The sequence below is a fragment of the Pseudomonas sp. NPDC087697 genome (genome assembly GCF_044743155.1).
Lineage (GTDB): Bacteria > Pseudomonadota > Gammaproteobacteria > Pseudomonadales > Pseudomonadaceae > Aquipseudomonas.
Genome location: NZ_JBIUVW010000007.1, coordinates 121411 through 140315, shown reverse-complemented (window position 1 = coordinate 140315; position 18905 = coordinate 121411). Strand labels below are relative to the sequence as shown.

The following is an 18905-nucleotide window of genomic DNA, read 5'->3' as shown; positions in this document are numbered from 1 at the left end:
TGAAACCAGTGAGGTCTATCAGGCCGCCGATAGACCTCGCTTTACCGAGCTCAATCAAGCACTGATCGCATTGGTAAACACCAACCGATTGCCGAACGGATCGCTGATGGTCATGTCCTGGCTACCCCAGGGCATGGCCTGAATCTGTGGGTGAGCAAAGCGGTAATTCTTGACCAGTAATTGCTGCTGGAACACTTCCAGTTCATCGGTCTCGATGCGTAGCGCCGAACCCGGCGTAGCGTCGCCGTGGTGCTCGGACAGGTGCAGCACACATTCCCCCCGCGACACCTGCATATAGATCGGGAAGTTCGCCTCGAAACAGTGCTGCCAGTCGAGTGTGAAACCGAGGAAGTCGACGTAGAACTCCAGTGCCTTGGCTTCATCGAAGATCCGCAGGATCGGGGTGGTTTTACCGAAGCTCATTGCACTACTCCCAAACTGAAAGACCCCACTATAGGTGGGTTGCATGACAGCGCTTCGGCTTGGTAATGGCTTTCTTTAATCTCACAGTGCCACTATGAGACTTGGATCAAAAGATCGCAGCCTTCGGCAGCTCCACAGAAGCATGCGTTCGGCGTAGGAGCTGCCGAAGGTTCGGGCCGCGTTCGGACGATCTTTTGATCGTCAACACTCAATGAAAGCCTGTACGCAAATCCCCTTCCCGCGTCAGAAAACGCCCAGCCCTGCCGTCATTCGCCCTGCCTTCGCGGTAACTCAAGACCCCATTGACCCACACCCCATCAATCCCCTCCGCCGCCCGTTGCGGGTCATTGAAGTCGGCCACGTCGCGAATGCTCAGAGGATCGAACAACACCAGATCCGCCCAATGCCCTTCGCGAATTTCACCGCGCTCTTTCAGGCCGAAACGCGCCGCCGACAGCCCGGTCATTTTGTGCACCGCCGTGTGCAGCGGGAACAATCCAAGATCCCGACTGAAGTGCCCAAGCACCCGTGGAAACGCGCCCCACAAACGCGGATGAGGAAACGGGTCTTCCGGTAAGCCGTCGGAACCGATCATCGATAACGGGTGGGCCAGAATACGCCGCACATCCGCCTCGTCCATGCCGTAATACACCGCCCCGGCCGGTTGCAAACGACGGGCCGCGTCCAACAGCGGCACGCCCCACTCGGCGGCAATATCCATCAAGTCGCGCCCGCCCACTTCAGGGTGTGGCGTCGACCAGGTGATGGTGATGCGGAACGCGTCGGTCACCTGCTTGAGGTCCAGGGTCGAGGAACTCGCCGCATAGGGATAACAATCGCAGCCCACCGGGTGGGTTTTCGCCGCCAGCTCCAGTGAGGCGAGCAGCTGCGGACTGCGCCCCCAGTTACCGGCGCCAGCGCATTTGAGATGGGAAATGATCACCGGGCTTTTCGCGTGGCGAGCGATCTGGAATGCCTCATCCATGGCCTCCAGCACCGGTTCGAACTCGCTGCGCAAATGGGTGGTGTAGACCGCGCCGAAGGCCGTCAGCTCTTCAGTCAGTTGCATGACTTCGTCGGTAGACGCCGAGAAAGCGCTGGCGTAGGCCAACCCTGTGGACAAGCCCAACGCACCGGCCTCCAGGCTCTCGCGCAGTTGCTCGCGCATCGCCGCAATTTCGTTCGGTGTGGCGGTGCGAAACAGATCGTCCAGATGGTTACTGCGCAACGCCGTATGGCCGACCAATGCCGCCACGTTTAACGTCGGGTTGGACGCTTCGACCGCGGCGCGGTAATCGCTGAAGCGTGGATAGACAAAGGCTGCGGACGTGCCGAGCAGATTCATCGGGTCCGGTGGATCGCCGCGCAAACTCACCGGCGAGGCGCTGATCCCGCAGTTGCCGACGATCACCGTGGTCACGCCCTGGCTGAGTTTGGGCAGCATCTGCGGTTGGCGGATCACCACCGTATCGTCGTGGGTGTGTACGTCAATGAAACCTGGCGCGAGCACTCGCCCGGCCGCATCGATTTCTTCATCGGCGCTGGCATCCTGCAAGTCACCGATGCGCTCGATACGCCCGTTCATAATCGCCACGTCGGCGGGATAACCCGGCGTGTTGCTGCCGTCGATGATCACGGCGTTGCGGATCAGCGTGTGGTAGTGCATGTCAGTCTCCCAGCGGCAGATGATCATCGCCGCCACGGTAGTCGTCGAGGGCGAGTTTGATCCGCCGCAAACGTTTTTGAAGGATCAGCCTTCGAACACCTCGCTCGCGTAACCGGCCAACTTGCTCTGGATAAAGTCCAGGAAGCATTGAATGCGCAAGGCCAGTTGCGAGTTGCGGTAGTACACCGCGTTGATCGGCTGGCGATAACCGCTGTTGGCCTGCGCCAAGAGCAACTTCAGCCGTCCGGCCTTGATGTCATCGATGGTCATGAAGTGCGACAGGCACGCAATGCCCTGCCCCTCCAGCGCCAGATGACGCAGGGTTTCACCGCTGGAGGCGCTGAGGCTCGGCTGAATCTGCCAGCGGTCGCCATGCACATGGCGCAGCGGCCAGTGGTTGAGGCTTTCAGTCTGGGTGAAGCCCAGCAGCGAGTGGTTGGTCAGGTCGGCAACAGTGGTCGGGGTGCCGTGTTTTTCCAGATACGCAGGACTGGCGAGGATGTGCAGCGGGCTGCATCCCAGCGAGCGCGCATGCAGGGTCGAATCCGCCAACGGCCCGATGCGGATCGCGATGTCGGTGCTTTGCTCAAGCAAGTCGATGATCAGGTCGTTGCTGTTGAGTTCCAGCTGGATGTCCGGGTACAGACGGCGGAACTCATCGATGTACGGCACGATTGCGTGCAGCATGAACGGCGACGCCGCATTGATCCGCAGTCGTCCGGAAGGTGTTTTATGACGCGAGGACAGACGCTCTTCGAGCTCGTCCATCTGGTCGAGAATCAGCTTGGCCTGTTCGAAGAAGTACTTGCCCTCTTCGGTCAGGTCCATGCGCCGCGTGGTGCGGTTGATCAGCGTGGTGTCGAGCTTGGCCTCCAGACGCGACAGCGTGCGGCTGACCGCCGAGGGCGTTTGCCCGACCTGTTCGGCCGCCGCAGAAATCGAACCGCACTCGATCACGCAGACGAAAATCTGCAACTCATCGGATCTGGCTTTCACGTATGTCCTCGTTTTCGGGGGCTTTGAAAAGATCGCAGGTTCATACGGTTTTGCAGCGTAGGAGCCTGCGATCTTCCCCCGATACTAGCTCATGCCTATGCCTTAAGATCGAACACCTGCTTGAGGTGCTGCTCGTAGCGCACGACGTCGGCCTCAACGTTCGGCCGCTTCATCACATCAACGCACAGGAAGGTCGGCAGGCCGCTCATGCCGAGGAAGGTATTGGCCTTGTGGAACGGGAAGTACACCGCGTCCACGCCCTTGGCTTCGAAGAAGTCGGTCGGGTCGTCGAAGGCTTGCTGCGGTGCGTTCCAGGTCAGCGACAGCATGTACTGCTTACCCTGCAACAGACCGCCGCTGCCGTATTTTTGCGAAGCATCGGAACGGGTCCGGCCGTCGCTGGCATAGAGGCTGCCGTGGCCTTTGGTGAAGACCTCGTCGATGTACTTTTTCACGGTCCATGGCGCGCCCATCCACCAGCCTGGCATCTGGTAAATAATCACGTCAGCCCAGAGGTACTTGGCGACTTCTTCAGCGATGTCATAGCCCTCGTCGATGTGGGTCACTTTCACGTCGACACCGCCACGATCCAGCACGCTCAATGCGGCTTCGTGCAGGGTGGCGTTATAGCGACCGTCGGAGTGAGCGAATTTCTTGCCACCGTTGAGCAACAGAACTTTTTTCATGGGAAGCCTCATCATCAGGGTCCGATGCGCCACGCTGTGGATAAGTCGCGGGATCGAGAAGTTTTAAAGTTGATGACGGCAGGGTATCGATGACCCTTCCCATGAATAAGCCCGAAGTCGGCAAAATACATTTGACCAAAACGCACGAATCACTAGCTGATTGTTGCCGTAGAGTTTTCTCAACCCTGACTTGAGGAGTTCTAAATGAGCGAACAACACGGTTTCATCCTGCACGCCAAAACCCGTCCGGAAAAAGCCGAAACCTTCGAAGCCCTGTTCCGCGCCTACGTCGAACCCAGTCGTGCCGAACCTGGCTGCATCGAGTACCACATGCTGCGCGATCAGCAGGACCCGACGCTGTTTATCTTCTACGAGATCTGGCAATCCCGGACTCATCTGGACGTGCACTCGAACCTGCCGCACATGCAGCAGTTTTTCGAGAACCGCATGGATTACCTGGAACGCGACTTCGATATCCGCCGCATCGACATGCTCAGCCCGTCTTCCGCTAGCCGCTGATCAGCAGATGGCCACCGAGCAATCCAACGCCAACGAAGAACACTCGCTTGAACAGCACGGCGCTGATCCGCTCTCGTAGCCATTGTCCCAGCAGCATGCCGAGCAGCGCCGGGATCAGCGCCAGCAGCGACGCACTCAGCGCGCCACCACCCAGCGCACCGCGCCACATCAGGCCGGCGGCCAGCGCCAGGGTCGACGCAGTGAATGACAGGCCGAGCGCCTGCACCAGTTGATCCTTGTTCAACCCCAACGCTTGCAGATAGGGCACCGCCGGAATCATAAAGACCCCGGTGGCCGAGGTGATGATGCCGGTCAACACGCCACAGAGCGGGGCGAGCCAGCGTTCGGTTGTGCTGCCAACCTGCAAGGTCGGCAGCAACAATCCGCTCAAGGCATAGAGCAACAACACCGCGCCAAGTCCCCGCACCACCCACTGCCCGCCGTCGACTCCCAGCCACAACGTGCCTGCGCCGGTGCCGATGACGATCGCCAACAGCATCGGCCACAGCCGTTTGACCAATGGACGCAAGTGCCCACCGAAGACCAGTTGCCAGACGTTGGTTAGCGTCGCCGGAATGATCAGCAGCGCCGCAGCCTGCGTCGGAGCCATAGCCAGACCAAGCAGGCCCATGGCAACGGTCGGCAATCCCATGCCGATCACCCCTTTGATCATGCCGGCCATCAGAAAGGTGACAACCACCAACAAAGACAAGGCCAGCCCGAGGTTTTGATAGAACGCGAGAAGTGTATTCATGGCGTTATCCTGAGCGTTCCGGGCCCCCGTGAAAATCTGCCATATACTGAGCCTGCCTCTTGTTTTGACAGAGCCTTGGTATCTGATCGTTCCCACGCAGAGCGTGGGAACGTTCTTTAGGAACTCCCATGCACTTCGACCTGATCGATCTCAAGCTTTACCTGAACATCCTCGACGCCGGCAACATCACCGCCGGCGCTGCCCGCAGCCATCTGTCACTGGCGGCGGCGAGTGCGCGAATCCGTGCGATGGAGGCTTCGCTGGGCACCGCGTTTTTCGAGCGCGGGCGCCGGGGCATCAGCCCTACACCGGCTGGAAAGGCGCTGGCGCAACATGCCCGGGTATTGCTGCAACAGGCCGAGCGCCTGCAACAGGATCTGGCGGAATACGCCAAAGGTGTCAAAGGTCAGGTGCGGTTGCTGTGCAACACCACAGCGATCACTGAATACCTGCCCGAGTTGCTGGCGGACTTTCTGTGCGAACACCCCAACCTCGACATCGACCTGCAAGAACTGCCGAGCCTGCGCATCACCCATGCCTTGCGTCAGGGGGCGGCCGACCTCGGTATCGTTTCCGATGCGGTGGACACTCACGACCTCGACACCCGAGCATTCCGCGATGATCCTCTGGTGCTGATCATGCCGAGCGATCATCCGTTGGCCGAGCATGAACCGCCGACGTTCAGCGAGACCCTGTCTCACGATTACGTCGGGCTGAATGCCAACAGCGCATTGGCGATCTATCTGGAGGAACAAGCGCTGCACGCCGGGTTGCGCATGCAGATCCGCATTCGTGCCGATGGCTTCGACGGGGTGATTCGCATGGTCACCCATGGCGCGGGATTGGCGATTGTGCCGTTGGCGGCGGTCGAGCGCTGGGCGGGTGGACAAGCGTTCAAACGCCTCGCGCTGAACGAGCCATGGGCCCAGCGAAAACTGCTGCTGTGCGCACGCTCGTTCGACGCCCTGCCCCGCTATGCCAAAGCCCTGCTGGACGCCCTATCAAAGGCGCCTGACACAACTCCGTAGGAGCTGCCGAAGGCTGCGATCTTTTGATCTGGCGCTTGCCGGCGATGGCGATTTTGCGGGTGCCATCGCGGGCTAGCCTTGCTCCTACGGTGCCGGGACGTTGTCGAAAGTGCCGGCTGATGCTTTGGCCTTTCGAAAGAACACTCCGTAGACCAACGAAAGGATCAGCAGAAAAGGCACACCAAACACCAAGGTCATCTTGAAGGCTTCGGTGAAGTAGGTGGTGATCATCACCGCGCCCATCAGCACCAGCCCCAACAGCGTGGTGTAAGGAAACAGACGCACGCGGAACGACAACTTCCGCTCGCCGTGACGCTGGTGATAGCGACGGAAACAGTAGTGCGTGAGGAAGATCATGAACCAGGTGAAGATCGCGCCGAACATGGAAATCGCCATCATCAAGGTGAAGGAGCTTTCCGGGTACATCACGTTCAACAGCGTCGCCAGCGCAATGCCCGAGCTCGACAGCAGCAAGGCGTTAAGCGGAATCCCGCTCTTGCTCAACGCGCCCATCGCCTTCGGTGCGTAACCGCCACGGGACAGGCTGAACATCATCCGCGTGGTGATGTAGAGCTGGCTGTTCATCGCTGACAAGGCGGCAATCAGGATCACGAAATTCATCACCCCGGTGGCACCGGGAATGCCGATGGTTTGCATGACCGTGACGAACGGACTCTGCGCATGACCTGCCTGAACCCATGGCACGATCGCCAACATCAGGGCCAGGGTCAGCAGGTAAAACACCACCAGCCGAACGATGGTCGCGCGAAAGGCTTTCTTCACTGCACGCTCCGGATCTTCTGCTTCACCGGCCGCTACCGCGATCATTTCCACGCTCAGGTAACTGAAGATCGACACGATGACCGCCACCCACATCCCTTGCAGGCCATTGGGGAAAAACCCGCCGTGGCTGGTGTAGTTATGCACGCCGTAATCCGGGTTGCCGGAACCAAACACCACGTACACCGCGAGAATGATGAAGCCAACAATCGCGCCGATCTTGATGGTCGAAAACCAGTACTCGAAGGTGCCAAAGGTCTTCACGCTGATGGCGTTGAGCACGATCAGAATGCTCGAGAACGAGACGATCCAGATCCATTCAGACACATTGGCGAACCAGTACTTCATGTACATCGCAACCGCCGTCACCTCAGTGCCGACCGCCAACACAATCGCCGCCCAATAGGCGTAGCGCACCAGAAACCCGGCCAGCGGGCTGATATAGAATTCGGCATACGCGCCGAACGAACCCGAGGTCGAGTGGGCCACGGTCATCTCCGCCAGACAGCCCATCAACAGCAGCGTGATGATCGCGCCAATCGCATAGCTGAGCAGCACGCTCGGCCCGGCATAGCCAATCGCATAGGCGCTGCCCATGAACAGGCCAGTGCCTATCGCACCGCCAATCGCGATCATGCTCATCTGCCCCGAAGTGAGCTGACGCCTAAGGCCATGCTCACGCTTGGAGATGGTTTCAAAACCGATGGTGTCGGTCATTTCTCTGTCCTCTGAATATTGTCTTTTTTGAAGAGAGCACATGGTTCGTAAACCGGGGGACCGTAAAAGATCGCAGCCTGCGGCAGCTCCTACACACACATTGCGTAGGAGCTGCCGCAGGCTGCGATCTTTTGTATCAGGTGACGCTGTGGCGAACCTGGAACTGCGCTTGCGCCCAAGTTTTCTGATCGAGAATCTCGCCAAGGATCTGCACCGCATCAAAGACTTCGGTAAAGCTGGTGTACAGCGGCGTAAAACCGAAGCGCATGATTCGCGGCTCGCGGTAATCACCGATCACGCCTCGGGCGATCAAGGCCTGAATCACTGCGTAACCTTCCGGGTGTTCGAAGCTGACATGACTGCCACGCTTGGCGTGTTCGCGCGGGGTGATCAGTTTCAGATCGTGAGCGGCGCAGCGCTGCTCGACCAACTGGATAAACAGGTCGGTCAGTGCCAGGGATTTGCGGCGCAGGCTGACCATGTCGGTCTGGGCAAAAATCTCCAGACCGCACTCGACCATGGCCAATGAAGTGATCGGTTGCGTGCCGCACAAGTAGCGAGCGATACCGCTGCTCGGCTCGTAGCCAGACGCCATGTCGAACTGTCGGGAATGACCGAACCAACCGGACAGCGGTTGCGTGACCAGATCGCACAGCTGTGGCGAAACCCAGACAAACGCTTGCGAACCGGGGCCGCCATTGAGGTACTTGTAGGTGCAACCGATGGCGTAGTCCGCGCCGGCCTGACGCAAATCGACCGGAACCGCACCGGCGGAATGCGCCAGGTCCCAGATCGCCAGCGCACCACATTCGTGGGTCAGCGCGGTCATGGCCTGCATGTCGTGCATGTAGCCGGTCTTGTAGTTGACGTGGGTGAGCATCACCACGGCGGTGTCCTGGTCAATCGCCTGCGCCAGTTCTTGCGGGCTGTCGACCAGACGCAAGCTGTAACCCTGTTGCAGCAAATCCATCAGCCCTTCGGCGATGTACAGGTCGGTGGGGAAGTTGCTGCTTTCACTGACGATCACCCGCCGCGTCGGCGCTCGCGTGGCCTGCACGCGCAAGGCTGCGCCGAGGACCTTGAACAGGTTGATCGAGGTGGTGTCGGTGACCACCACTTCACCCTCACCGGCACCAATCAGCCCGGCCAGTCGATTGCCCAGACGCTCCGGCAGATCGCGCCAGCCAGCGCTGTTCCAGCTGCGGATCAAACCATTGCCCCACTCCTCGGCGATCACTGCCGAAGCTCGCTCAAGCGCGGCAATCGGACGCGCACCGAGGGAATTGCCGTCGAGGTAGATCACGCCTTTGGGGAGCGCAAACTGGTGACGCAGATGAGCCAGTGAGTCTTGCGCATCGAGCGCCAGGCAATCGTTTCTTGTAGTCATTTCAGGTCCTGTTTTTTTGATGACATGCCGCCGTGTTTTGGGCATTTTTTGCGTCAGCACGATGAGCAGATAATGAACGAAGCTTTGGAGAATTTTCGTGCAAAGTGGACCGTCATATAGTAGTTATCTCGTAGATAATTCGAATCCAACTCCAAAAATCGCGGATTTATTCAAGCCATGACTCTCGACACGACAGACCTGCGGATCCTGCATTACTTGCAGCAGGATGGGCGTATCAGCAATCAGGAACTGGCGGAGAAAGTCGCACTGTCACCGTCGGCTTGCCTGCGCCGTTTGCGCCTGCTGGAAAGTGAAGGAATCATCACCGGCTATCGCGCAGTATTGAGCGCCGAACGGTTGGGCATCGAACTGGAAGCTATCGTCCATGTGTCGTTGCGACAGGACGTCGAGGACTGGCACGAGACGTTTATCAAGAAAGTACAAGGGTGGCCCGAAGTCGCCACCGCGTACGTGATTACCGGGGCCAGCAACTATGTGCTGCGAGTTCAGGCGCGCAACCTGAAGCACTTCTCGGATTTCATCGTCAACAAACTCAACCGCACCGCGGGAGTGACCGATATTCGCTCGGAAATCGTCCTGCAGAAAATCAAGGAACGAGACGAACTGCTCGATCTGGTCGCCCGCAAATAAGCCGTTGCTTAATCCCCCCCGAACACCACCCTCGTCAAAGCCCGCGCATGCGCCGGGCCTCGTTGCGCTGAAGGGTTGTGCTGGGGGATTCGTCGAATAACTTGCGGTACTCCGCGGAAAAACGCCCCATGTGGGTGAACCCCCAGCCCATGGCAATCTCCGAGATATTACGCGCCAGACCATGCTCAAGGATTTCCTGGCGCACCGCGTTCAACCGGTACTTTTTCAGATAGGCCATTGGCGACAAGGCGAAATACTTCCTGAACGCCTCGAACAACTTGAACCGCGAAACCCCCGCCGCCGCTTCGATGTCTTCCAGGTGCAGCGCTTCGCGAGCGTTGTCGTGAATGCACTGCTTGGCCCTGACCAGGTAGTGCGGCAACTTCACGCCCAGCACGTCCCGCAGCTCATCGGAGTAATTGTTCGGCTGGGCGAGGATCAGGCCTTTGATCAACGAGCTTTCAATGTCCCGCGTGAAGACGACCTGCTCAAACAGCGCGCTGCTGCGCTCAAGTTCAGCGATGAAATACCGCGCCATGCGCCACCACGAGGCCGACGCACCGTCCACCGCATCCATCACCGATTCGAAACGCAGTGGTGTATCCAGTGGGCGCTGCAACATCCCCTCCAGGGATTCACTCATGGCCGCGCGGGTGATCACCACCTGGACTTTGCGACAGTCGCCGGAGATCGCCAGCATCTGGTTTTCATTCGGCGAGATGATCACGCCTTGATCGCGATTGGATTTGAGTAGCGTGCCGTTCTTGCTCAGTTCCTGTTCACCGACCAATGGCAGGCTGAGGCTGTAGCTACTGAAGTGCTCGGCGTCTTCGATATCGACGGTCACATCGGTGCCGTATGAGAGAGTGCCCAGGGTCGTGGCCATCGACTTGAATACGTTGGCCGTGTGATGAAAACGGATCCGCTCGGGGGTCGCGGTTTCGAGACGGTGCGGCCCGCAGATACCCGACATCCAGGTCCTCGCGCCCTCAAGGTCATAGCGATCGATACGAATATCGCGAAACTGCGGATCAGTTTTGCTACTCATCACGGCGCACCCACGGCAATATTTTTTCAGCACGCTCTGACGGCGCGCCTGTGGCTTGAGTCGAGCAAGTTCCAGACCACTAAACGGCTATGCCAACTCGATGGATAGCAATCGTCTACTAAGCGGATAAAGCGCTCGCTTTAAAACCGGAGCTCGCCTTCGAACAGCACTCAAGGCTGCCCAAGACAGTACCTCAATGCTGCAAACAGGGGCGGCCGTTCATCGCTTGGTGCATGGGTCTTGAGTATTACCTGCCCACCTTGGTACACGCAGGTGTTACCCGCAAAGATCGCAGCCTTCGGCAGCTCCTACAGGTGTCCGCGTCCGGCGTAGGAGCTGCCATGGGCTGCGATCTTTCATGCCACCCTCGAACTTTGTGGACTGCCTTCGTCGACAAACCGGATAGACCCCTGCCCGCCCCACTCTCTCTAATGAGTGCACCGATTGACCTGAATAAAAAAGGTGCACACCCATGAGTGGCGAAAAAAACGTCGAGCAGTGGAAAGCGTTCATTGAAGGCTGCCTGGACTTCCGTCCGGCAGAAGGCGTGTTCCGCATCGCTCGGGATATTTTTACCGAGCCGCAACTGTTCGATCTGGAGATGGAGCTGATCTTCGAGAAGAACTGGATCTACGCCTGTCACGAAAGCGAGCTGGCCAATAACCACGACTTCATCACGATGCGCGCCGGCCGCCAGCCGATGATCATTACCCGCGATGGCGACGGCCAACTCAACGCACTGATCAACGCCTGTCAGCATCGCGGCACGACATTGACCCGCGTCGGCAAAGGCAACCAATCGACGTTTACCTGCCCGTTCCACGCCTGGTGCTACAAAAGCGACGGACGCCTGGTCAAGGTCAAGGCCCCCGGCGAGTACCCGGAAGGTTTCGACAAAGCCACACGCGGCCTGAAAAAGGCCCGCATCCAGAGCTACAAGGGCTTCGTGTTTATCAGCCTGGATGTTCACGGCGATAACAACCTTGAAGACTTCCTCGGCGATGCCAAAGTGTTCTTCGACATGATGGTCGCCCAATCGCCCACCGGTGAGCTGGAAGTGCTGCCCGGCAAGTCCGCCTACACCTACGACGGCAACTGGAAACTGCAGAACGAGAACGGCCTGGATGGCTATCACGTCAGCACGGTCCACTATAACTACGTGGCCACGGTGCAGCACCGCCAGCAGGTCGACAGCGAGAACGGCACCCGTTCCAGCGGCACGCTCGACTACAGCAAACTGGGGGCTGGCGACGCCGATACCGATGACGGCTGGTTCGCCTTCAACAACGGCCACAGCCTGTTGTTCAGTGACATGCCTAACCCGACGGTGCGCTCCGGCTACGCGACGATCATGCCGCGCCTGATCGAGGAACACGGTCAGGAAAAAGCCGAATGGATGATGCATCGGCTGCGCAACCTGAACATCTATCCCAGCCTGTTTTTCCTCGATCAGATCAGCTCGCAGCTACGGATCATCCGCCCGGTGGCCTGGAACAAGACCGAAATCATCAGCCAGTGCCTGGGCGTGAAAAACGAGTCGGACGCCGATCGCGAGAATCGGATTCGCCAGTTCGAAGACTTCTTCAACGTGTCGGGACTCGGCACCCCGGATGACCTGGTGGAGTTCCGCGAGGCCCAACGCGGTTTCCAGGCACGGCTGGAGCGCTGGAGCGATATCTCTCGCGGCAGCCACCAGTGGGCGACCGGCGCCACGCCTAACAGCGAGTCGATCGGCATCGCGCCGGCCATGACCGGCACCGAATTCACCCACGAAGGGCTTTACGTCAACCAGCACAGCAACTGGCAGAAATTTCTGCTCGACGGTCTGGACGCGAAATCCCTGAAGCTACGTGAGGTGTGAACATGAATCCGCAATTGCAGTACCAGATCGAGCAGTTTTTCTACCGTAAATCCGAACTGTGCGACGCCAAGGACTGGGACGCCTACCTCAAGCTCTTCGACGAGCAGAGTGAGTTTCACCTGCCGCAATGGGATTCCGAGCACGTCTACACTCGCGACCCCAAGCGCGAAATGTCGCTGATCTACTACGCCAACCGCTCAGGCCTGGAAGACCGCGTATTCCGCCTGCGCACCGGCAAAGCCGCGTCGGCCACGCCGATGCCGCGCACCCTGCATCTGATCAACAACGTGCGCATCAGCGAACTCGAAATGGGTGAGCTGGAAGTACGCCTGAACTGGCACACCTTGTTCTATCGCCTGGCCACGTCCGAGCAGTTTTACGGGACCGCGACTTATCGCCTCAAGCCGCACGACAACAGCTGGGTGATTACCCGCAAACACGTGTTGCTGCTCAACGACACCATCAACTCGGTGCTCGATTTCTACCACCTCTGAATCCATGGAGACCGGGGCATGAACCACAAGGTTGCGTTCAGTTTTGCCGACGGAAAAACACTGTTTTTTCCCGTGCAGGCCAACGAAATACTGCTCGATGCCGCACTGCGCAACGGCATCAATATTCCTCTGGATTGCCGCGAGGGTGTCTGTGGAACCTGTCAGGGCCGCTGCGAATCCGGCGATTACAGCCAGGATTATGTAGATGAAGAAGCCCTCACCAGCCTCGACCTGCAGCAACGCAAGATGCTGACTTGTCAGACGCGGGTGAAGTCCGATGCCGCGTTCTATTTCGACTTCGCCTCCAGCCTGTGCAATGCCGCGGGGCCTGCGCAGCTCAGCGGTACGGTCACGCATGTGCGTCAGGTCTCGGCCAGTACCGCGATTCTGCATCTGGATTTGGGGGCGGCCACCCAGCCACTGGATTTCCTGCCGGGGCAATACGCCCGCCTGTTGATTCCGGGGACCACGAACAAACGCTCCTACTCCTTCGCCAACCGCCCGAGCAGCAGCAATCAGCTGCAATTTCTGATTCGCCTGTTACCTGACGGGGTAATGAGCAATTACATTCGTGAACGCTGCCAGGTCGGCGATACAATTGGCCTGGAAGCACCGTTGGGCGCGTTCTATCTTCGCCACATCGCCCGGCCGCTGATTCTGGTGGCCGGTGGCACCGGGCTGTCCGCACTGCTGGGCATGCTCGACGAAATCGTTGCGCGCGGTAGCGAACAGCCTGTGCACCTGTACTACGGCGTACGGGACGCTACCGACCTGTGCGAAAGCGAACGGATCAATGCCTATGCTCAACGCATTCCGGGGTTTCGTTATACGCCAGTGGTGAGCGATCCATCTGCGGACTGGGATGGAAAACGTGGCTACATTGCCGAGCATTTCGATGCCAGCGAACTGCGCGACGCAGCGGTCGACATGTACGTCTGCGGGCCGCCACCGATGGTCGAGTCGATCAAGAGCTGGTTACAGGATCAAACCCTGGACAAGGTGCATCTGTATTACGAAAAGTTCACCGAAAGTAACGTCTGACGCTCACAAACGAGCGGTAATTGAATAAGCTATCGAAGTGAAACCGGGCCTGACCATAACAACTAGAAGGTAACCAGATGGCGGATGAAATACTGCAACAGGGCGTGCTCAAGCGGGGGCTGAAAAACCGGCATATTCAGTTGATCGCACTGGGCGGTGCGATTGGTACAGGGCTGTTTCTCGGCTCCGCCGGCGTGCTCAAGTCGGCAGGCCCTTCGATGATCCTCGGCTATGCGATTGCCGGTTTTATCGCCTTTCTGATCATGCGCCAGTTGGGAGAGATGATTGTCGAAGAGCCGGTCGCCGGCTCCTTCAGCCATTTTGCTCACAACTACTGGGGTGGTTTTGCCGGCTTCCTGTCCGGCTGGAACTACTGGGTGCTGTATGTGCTGGTGGGCATGGCGGAGCTGACTGCCGTGGGTAAGTACGTGCAGTTCTGGTGGCCGGAAGTGCCGACCTGGGTCAGCGCGGCGGTGTTCTTCGTATTGGTCAACCTGATCAACACGATGAACGTCAAAGTCTTCGGTGAAATGGAGTTCTGGTTCGCCATCATCAAGGTCGTGGCAATCATCGGCATGATTGCCCTGGGCTGTTACATGCTGGTCAGCGGTACCGGCGGCCCGCAAGCCTCGGTGAGCAACCTGTGGAGCCACGGCGGTTTCTTCCCCAACGGCACCAACGGTTTGCTGATGGCGATGGCGTTCATCATGTTCTCTTTCGGTGGCCTGGAGCTCGTCGGTATCACCGCCGCTGAAGCCAGCGAACCGAGGAAGGTCATTCCCAAGGCGATCAATCAGGTGGTTTACCGCGTGCTGATCTTCTACGTCGGCGCACTCACCGTGCTGCTGTCGTTGTACCCATGGGACCAACTGCTGCAGACACTGAGCGCTTCCGGCGATGCCTACAGCGGCAGTCCGTTTGTGCAGATTTTCGCCTTGATCGGCAGCAACACCGCGGCGCAAATCCTCAATTTTGTGGTGCTCACCGCGGCGCTCTCGGTCTACAACAGCGGCGTCTACTGCAACAGCCGCATGCTCTACGGCCTGGCGGAACAGGGCGATGCCCCCAAGGCGCTGATGAAGCTGAACAAACAGGGCGTACCGTTACTGGCGCTGGGCGTATCGGCGCTGATCACTATGCTGTGCGTGGTGGTTAACTACGTCGCCCCGAATGAAGCGCTTGAGTTGCTGTTCGCGCTGGTGGTCGCCTCGTTGATGATCAACTGGGCGATGATCAGCCTGACTCACCTGAAGTTTCGCAAGGCCATGGTCCAACGCGGCATCGTGCCGGGCTTCAAGGCATTCTGGTCGCCGTACACCAATTACCTGTGCCTGGCGTTCATGGCCATGATCATCTACGTGATGCTGATGATTCCCGGGGTACGCGCGTCGGTCTATGCCATCCCGGTCTGGGTGCTGATCCTGTTCGTGTTCTACCGGATTCGCTTAGCCAAAACTCGCTCGCTGTCGGTCGCTCAATAACCTTCAGCCAGTCGACAAAAAGCCCCGGCATTCGATGAATGCCGGGGCTTTTGCTTTCTGTAGCAGCTGGCGCAGCCTGCGTTCGAGCGCGCAGCGCTCGTAAATACAAACAACTCGGTGTACCTGATGCACCTCAGTGGATGATTTTACGACTGCTGCGCAGCCGAACGCAGCCTTCGGCAGCTGCTACAGGGTCCGTGCGCCGGGAATCCTCTAGCGCCTGGGTCAGAGCGTTGAACGCACGCGCCACAATTCCGGGAACAGTACGGTATCGAGCATCTTGCGCAGATAACCCACACCTTCAGTGCCGCCGGTGCCCGGTTGGAAACCGATGATCCGTTCGACCGTCGTGACATGCCGGAAGCGCCATTGACGGAACGAGTCCTCAAGGTCGATCAGTTTCTCCGCCAACTGGTAAAGATCCCAATACCGCGAAGGGTCGGTGTAGACCACACGCCAGGCGGCTTCGACCGAGGCGTCATAAGCGGTCGGGCTGGCCGGATCGCGCTCGAAGCGCTGTGGATCAATCGCCAACCCTGCGCTGACCATCAACCGAATGGCTTCGTCATACAGCGACGGTGTGGCGATGGCCTTTTCAAGCTCTGCCAACAGCTCGGGCCGGTGGGCATGCGGACGCAATAGCGTTGCACTCTTGTTGCCCAGAATGAATTCGATCTCGCGGTACTGAAACGACTGGAAGCCCGATGACTGGCCCAGAAACGGCCGGATCGCGTGGTACTCGGTCGGTGTCATGGTCGCCAGCACCGTCCAGGCATGCACCAGTTGATCGAAGATCCGCGAAACCCGCGCCAGCATCTTGAACGCCGGCGGCAACTCTCCCAGCCTGACGTGTTCACGAGCGGCCTTGAGTTCGTGCAGCATCAGCTTCATCCACAGCTCGGACGTCTGATGCTGGATGATGAACAGCATCTCGTTATGATCCGGGGACAAGGGGTGCTGAGCGCTGAGAATCTTCCCCAGGTCCAGGTAGTCGCCGTAGCTCATGGAGTCGGAAAAATTCAGCTCGGCGTTATGCCATTCTTCTGTCTGGTTGTCAGGTGAATAGGGACATTGGCTCATTGAGCAGGCTCCTCAAGTGGCGGTTTGTTCAGTGGACGCAAAATCGCTCTGACCGGACTCGCGTCCAGGTTGGCAAACCGCAGCGGCAGCGCAATCAGTTCATAGTCGCCTTCCGGCACGTCATCGAGCACGATGCCTTCAAGGATCGCCATGCCATGGCGGGCCACTGCGTTGTGCGAATCCATGGTCTTGGACTGTTGAGGGTCCAGGGACGGCGTGTCGATACCAATCAGCCGCACGCCGAGGCTCGACAGCAGGTCGACGGTTTCTTTGGCCACAGCGGTGAAATCCGGATCCCAGGCCGTCAGCGGCGCCTGTCTATAAGTACGCAGCAGGACGCGCTCGGGCAGATCCGCAAGGCGCCCGTCCAGTTGCTCGGGCCGAACCAGTGCGCCACTGTCCAGACAATGCAGTACGCGGCACGGTCCGATGTAGACATCCAGCGACACATCGCCAATAGCCGCACCATCAGCGCTGTAATGCAGCGGCGCATCGACATGGGCACCGGTGTGAGGAGACAGGGTGATGCGGCCGACATTCACCGGGCATTCAGGCCCGAAGGTCCAGACGCGCTCCTCCTGAAACGGCGTATCACCCGGCCACGTCGGCGTTGCGGTGCTCAAGGGCGGGCTGATATCCCACCACGACATTGTTTTTTTCATTGCATAGCTCTCGGCCAACTCACCCGTGGAATGATACGAGTGATGCCTGTGAATATTCTTGCGAAAACCTGCGGGAGCGCCTGAATATTTCGTACAAAGTTCTAAAAAAACGGAATTTATCAGGTGGAAATTTCAATCAGCGAAACAGACTCCTGAACGGCTTCCGAATATCCGCTTGAGCTGATTTGAACGATAGCGCGTTTCTGGATAGCTCAGTGTCGAGCACAGACAACTGACACCATGCCGGGCGCTATAGGGTGCGACTTCAGTCCTGCCTAACGCTCGGAGTCAGCATGTCCAAACCCATTACCGTTCTTCGCGATACCCATCCACTGCCGGTGCTTGACGCCTGCAAATGGGAAAAGCTCGAAGGTGACCCGCACACCGTCAACCTCAACGCCTACACCAGCGAAGACGGCAGCAAGATCATGGGCACCTGGATCTGCACGCCGGGTAAATGGCGAGTCGAGTATGTGAAGTGGGAGTATTGCCATTTCCAGGAAGGCTACTGCGTGATCACGCCAGACGGGATGGAGCCAATCCATCTGCGCGCAGGCGATATTTTCGTCATTGAACCGGGGATGACAGGCACCTGGGAAGTGGTCGAGACCGTGCGCAAGTATTTCGTTTTCGCCTGATAGAACAAAAGATCGCAGCCTACGGTGGCTGCGATCTTTTCTTTTTGCCGAATAAAAAAACGGGAACCCGCCCGACGCGGGTTCCCGGAAAAACCCCTAGTGGGGTTTGCGATAGCTGTTGATGATCGCCGAGAAGTCCTTGCCGCCTTCGCCACGTTGACTCATCGCCTGATACAACTGCTGAGCCACCGCGCCGAGCATCACCGGTTGATGCGCCTGACGCGCGGCTTCAGTGGCCAGCCCCAAGTCCTTGAGCATCAGCTCGGCACCGAAACCGCCGGTATAACCACGCGATGCCGGCGCCGTTTCAACGATGCCCGGCCACGGGTTGTACATCTCCGAACTCCAGCATCGACCCGTCGAACTGTTGATGATCCCCGCCAGCACTTGGGTATCGATACCCAGCGCATCGCCAAGGGCCATGGCTTCGCTGACGCCGACCATGGAAATCGCCAACAACAGGTTGTTGCAGATCTTGGCGATTTGCCCGGTGCCGACTTCACCGCAATGCACGATGTTGCGGCCCATCTGCGCCAATACCGGTTGCAGGGTGGCGAACAACTCCGGCGTGGCGCCGACCATGAAGGTCAGTGTCCCGGCCGCAGCACCACCGGTGCCACCGGAAACCGGCGCATCAGCCATGGCCACACCTTGTTTGGCCGCAGCGGCGGCGACATCGCGGGCGGTTTGCGGGTCGATGGTGCTGCAATCCACGGCGGGAACGCCCTTGGCGATCCCGGCCAGCACGCCGTCCTCACCCAGCCAGACGCTGCGCACATGGACAGCGGCCGGCAGCATGGTGATCACCAGCTCTGCGCCTTGCGCTGCCTCACGCGCAGAAGCGCTGATGCTACCGCCCAGTTGCGCCAGTTCGGCGAGCACGGCTTTGTTCAGGTCGACCAGGTTCAGCGAATGGCCAGCCTTGATCAGATTGCGCGCCATCGGCGCGCCCATGTTGCCGAGACCGATAAAAGCGATTTTCATGTCCGGCTC

The 18905-nt window shown here is 58.8% G+C and carries 19 protein-coding genes and 1 pseudogene; 8 read left to right on the top strand and 12 right to left on the bottom strand.

Annotation, left to right across the window (positions count from 1 at the left end; genetic code table 11):
• Positions 1–54 precede the first annotated feature (54 nt).
• The 5 genes and pseudogenes from ACIPIN_RS07985 to ACIPIN_RS07965 all read right to left on the bottom strand — a co-directional run bounded on the left by ACIPIN_RS07985 (position 55) and on the right by ACIPIN_RS07965 (position 3771).
• Entirely contained in the window at positions 55–423 is a 369-nt protein-coding gene (locus ACIPIN_RS07985; protein WP_401117278.1) for a glyoxalase superfamily protein, read from the bottom strand.
• Positions 424–631: 208 nt separating this feature from the next.
• Positions 632–2089 (bottom strand): amidohydrolase family protein, encoded by a 1458-nt coding sequence (locus ACIPIN_RS07980; RefSeq protein ID WP_401117276.1) that lies wholly within the window; start codon positions 2087–2089, stop codon positions 632–634.
• A gap of 1 nt (position 2090) precedes the next feature.
• Positions 2091–2168 (bottom strand): annotated as a pseudogene (locus tag ACIPIN_RS07975) (MurR/RpiR family transcriptional regulator); the annotation flags it as partial.
• A gap of 5 nt (positions 2169–2173) precedes the next feature.
• Entirely contained in the window at positions 2174–3085 is a 912-nt protein-coding gene (locus ACIPIN_RS07970) for a LysR substrate-binding domain-containing protein (RefSeq protein ID WP_401117275.1), read from the bottom strand.
• A 95-nt stretch (positions 3086–3180) separates the two neighbouring features.
• Complete coding sequence (locus ACIPIN_RS07965) at positions 3181–3771, bottom strand: NAD(P)H-dependent oxidoreductase (protein WP_401117273.1); 591 nt, start codon at positions 3769–3771, stop codon at positions 3181–3183.
• 204 nt (positions 3772–3975) lie between these two features.
• Between ACIPIN_RS07965 and ACIPIN_RS07960 the strand changes: the two genes are divergently transcribed.
• Entirely contained in the window at positions 3976–4290 is a 315-nt protein-coding gene (locus ACIPIN_RS07960) for a putative quinol monooxygenase (protein ID WP_401117271.1), read from the top strand.
• Here the strand turns inward: ACIPIN_RS07960 and ACIPIN_RS07955 are convergent.
• The gene (locus tag ACIPIN_RS07955) at positions 4280–5044 is read right to left on the bottom strand and encodes a sulfite exporter TauE/SafE family protein (RefSeq protein ID WP_401117269.1); all 765 of its coding nucleotides are present in this window, start codon (positions 5042–5044) and stop codon (positions 4280–4282) included. The genes ACIPIN_RS07960 and ACIPIN_RS07955 overlap by 11 nt on opposite strands.
• Positions 5045–5172: 128 nt before the next feature.
• On the opposite strand from ACIPIN_RS07955, the gene ACIPIN_RS07950 reads away from it, so the two are divergent.
• Positions 5173–6072, top strand: a complete 900-nt coding sequence (locus ACIPIN_RS07950; protein ID WP_401117267.1) for a LysR substrate-binding domain-containing protein — start codon at positions 5173–5175, stop codon at positions 6070–6072.
• 84 nt (positions 6073–6156) lie between these two features.
• Here ACIPIN_RS07950 and ACIPIN_RS07945 read toward each other — a convergent pair whose 3' ends face one another.
• Complete coding sequence (locus ACIPIN_RS07945; RefSeq protein ID WP_401117265.1) at positions 6157–7569, bottom strand: amino acid permease; 1413 nt, start codon at positions 7567–7569, stop codon at positions 6157–6159.
• A gap of 136 nt (positions 7570–7705) precedes the next feature.
• Positions 7706–8956, bottom strand: a complete 1251-nt coding sequence (gene kynU, locus ACIPIN_RS07940) for a kynureninase (RefSeq protein ID WP_401117263.1) — start codon at positions 8954–8956, stop codon at positions 7706–7708.
• A 177-nt stretch (positions 8957–9133) separates the two neighbouring features.
• On the opposite strand from kynU, the gene ACIPIN_RS07935 reads away from it, so the two are divergent.
• Positions 9134–9607 (top strand): Lrp/AsnC family transcriptional regulator, encoded by a 474-nt coding sequence (locus tag ACIPIN_RS07935; protein WP_401117261.1) that lies wholly within the window; start codon positions 9134–9136, stop codon positions 9605–9607.
• Positions 9608–9641: 34 nt separating this feature from the next.
• Here the strand turns inward: ACIPIN_RS07935 and ACIPIN_RS07930 are convergent, their stop codons facing one another.
• Positions 9642–10655, bottom strand: coding sequence for an AraC family transcriptional regulator (locus tag ACIPIN_RS07930; RefSeq protein WP_401117260.1), 1014 nt, complete (start codon positions 10653–10655; stop codon positions 9642–9644).
• Positions 10656–11127: 472 nt separating this feature from the next.
• Here ACIPIN_RS07930 and antA point away from each other — a divergent pair, with 472 nt between their 5' ends.
• The 4 genes from antA (at position 11128) to ACIPIN_RS07910 (ending at position 15532) form a co-directional block, all read left to right on the top strand.
• A complete protein-coding gene (antA, locus tag ACIPIN_RS07925) occupies positions 11128–12516 on the top strand; it encodes an anthranilate 1,2-dioxygenase large subunit (protein ID WP_401117258.1) in 1389 nt (462 codons plus the stop codon).
• 2 nt (positions 12517–12518) lie between these two features.
• Positions 12519–13010, top strand: a complete 492-nt coding sequence (gene antB / locus ACIPIN_RS07920) for an anthranilate 1,2-dioxygenase small subunit (protein WP_401117256.1) — start codon at positions 12519–12521, stop codon at positions 13008–13010.
• Positions 13011–13028: 18 nt separating this feature from the next.
• Positions 13029–14051: an anthranilate 1,2-dioxygenase electron transfer component AntC gene (gene antC, locus ACIPIN_RS07915; protein WP_401117254.1), complete on the top strand. Its 1023-nt coding sequence runs from the start codon at positions 13029–13031 to the stop codon at positions 14049–14051.
• A 77-nt stretch (positions 14052–14128) separates the two neighbouring features.
• Positions 14129–15532, top strand: coding sequence for an amino acid permease (locus ACIPIN_RS07910; RefSeq protein WP_401117252.1), 1404 nt, complete (start codon positions 14129–14131; stop codon positions 15530–15532).
• Positions 15533–15757: 225 nt separating this feature from the next.
• Here the strand turns inward: ACIPIN_RS07910 and kynA are convergent, their stop codons facing one another.
• Complete coding sequence (kynA, locus tag ACIPIN_RS07905) at positions 15758–16612, bottom strand: tryptophan 2,3-dioxygenase (protein WP_401117250.1); 855 nt, start codon at positions 16610–16612, stop codon at positions 15758–15760.
• Complete coding sequence (kynB, locus tag ACIPIN_RS07900) at positions 16609–17274, bottom strand: arylformamidase (RefSeq protein ID WP_401117248.1); 666 nt, start codon at positions 17272–17274, stop codon at positions 16609–16611. Before kynB ends, kynA begins: the two co-directional genes overlap by 4 nt.
• A 293-nt stretch (positions 17275–17567) precedes the next feature.
• Here kynB and ACIPIN_RS07895 point away from each other — a divergent pair, with 293 nt between their 5' ends.
• Positions 17568–17912, top strand: a complete 345-nt coding sequence (locus ACIPIN_RS07895; protein WP_071551926.1) for a cupin domain-containing protein — start codon at positions 17568–17570, stop codon at positions 17910–17912.
• Between the two features lie 96 nt (positions 17913–18008).
• Here ACIPIN_RS07895 and mmsB read toward each other — a convergent pair whose 3' ends face one another.
• The gene (gene mmsB, locus ACIPIN_RS07890; RefSeq protein WP_401117246.1) at positions 18009–18896 is read right to left on the bottom strand and encodes a 3-hydroxyisobutyrate dehydrogenase; all 888 of its coding nucleotides are present in this window, start codon (positions 18894–18896) and stop codon (positions 18009–18011) included.
• Positions 18897–18905 lie beyond the last annotated feature (9 nt).

Excerpts from the sequence above, each read along its gene's own strand:
- ACIPIN_RS07985 (WP_401117278.1), bottom strand. The coding sequence starts at position 423 with ATGAGCTTCGGTAAAACCACCCCGATCCTGCGGATCTTCGATGAAGCC.
- ACIPIN_RS07980 (WP_401117276.1), bottom strand. The coding sequence starts at position 2,089 with ATGCACTACCACACGCTGATCCGCAACGCCGTGATCATCGACGGCAGC.
- ACIPIN_RS07965 (WP_401117273.1), bottom strand. The coding sequence starts at position 3,771 with ATGAAAAAAGTTCTGTTGCTCAACGGTGGCAAGAAATTCGCTCACTCC.
- ACIPIN_RS07960 (WP_401117271.1), top strand. The coding sequence starts at position 3,976 with ATGAGCGAACAACACGGTTTCATCCTGCACGCCAAAACCCGTCCGGAA.
- ACIPIN_RS07955 (WP_401117269.1), bottom strand. The coding sequence starts at position 5,044 with ATGAATACACTTCTCGCGTTCTATCAAAACCTCGGGCTGGCCTTGTCT.
- ACIPIN_RS07950 (WP_401117267.1), top strand. The coding sequence starts at position 5,173 with ATGCACTTCGACCTGATCGATCTCAAGCTTTACCTGAACATCCTCGAC.
- ACIPIN_RS07945 (WP_401117265.1), bottom strand. The coding sequence starts at position 7,569 with ATGACCGACACCATCGGTTTTGAAACCATCTCCAAGCGTGAGCATGGC.
- kynU (WP_401117263.1), bottom strand. The coding sequence starts at position 8,956 with ATGACTACAAGAAACGATTGCCTGGCGCTCGATGCGCAAGACTCACTG.
- ACIPIN_RS07935 (WP_401117261.1), top strand. The coding sequence starts at position 9,134 with ATGACTCTCGACACGACAGACCTGCGGATCCTGCATTACTTGCAGCAG.
- ACIPIN_RS07930 (WP_401117260.1), bottom strand. The coding sequence starts at position 10,655 with ATGAGTAGCAAAACTGATCCGCAGTTTCGCGATATTCGTATCGATCGC.
- antA (WP_401117258.1), top strand. The coding sequence starts at position 11,128 with ATGAGTGGCGAAAAAAACGTCGAGCAGTGGAAAGCGTTCATTGAAGGC.
- antB (WP_401117256.1), top strand. The coding sequence starts at position 12,519 with ATGAATCCGCAATTGCAGTACCAGATCGAGCAGTTTTTCTACCGTAAA.
- antC (WP_401117254.1), top strand. The coding sequence starts at position 13,029 with ATGAACCACAAGGTTGCGTTCAGTTTTGCCGACGGAAAAACACTGTTT.
- ACIPIN_RS07910 (WP_401117252.1), top strand. The coding sequence starts at position 14,129 with ATGGCGGATGAAATACTGCAACAGGGCGTGCTCAAGCGGGGGCTGAAA.
- kynA (WP_401117250.1), bottom strand. The coding sequence starts at position 16,612 with ATGAGCCAATGTCCCTATTCACCTGACAACCAGACAGAAGAATGGCAT.
- kynB (WP_401117248.1), bottom strand. The coding sequence starts at position 17,274 with ATGAAAAAAACAATGTCGTGGTGGGATATCAGCCCGCCCTTGAGCACC.
- ACIPIN_RS07895 (WP_071551926.1), top strand. The coding sequence starts at position 17,568 with ATGTCCAAACCCATTACCGTTCTTCGCGATACCCATCCACTGCCGGTG.
- mmsB (WP_401117246.1), bottom strand. The coding sequence starts at position 18,896 with ATGAAAATCGCTTTTATCGGTCTCGGCAACATGGGCGCGCCGATGGCG.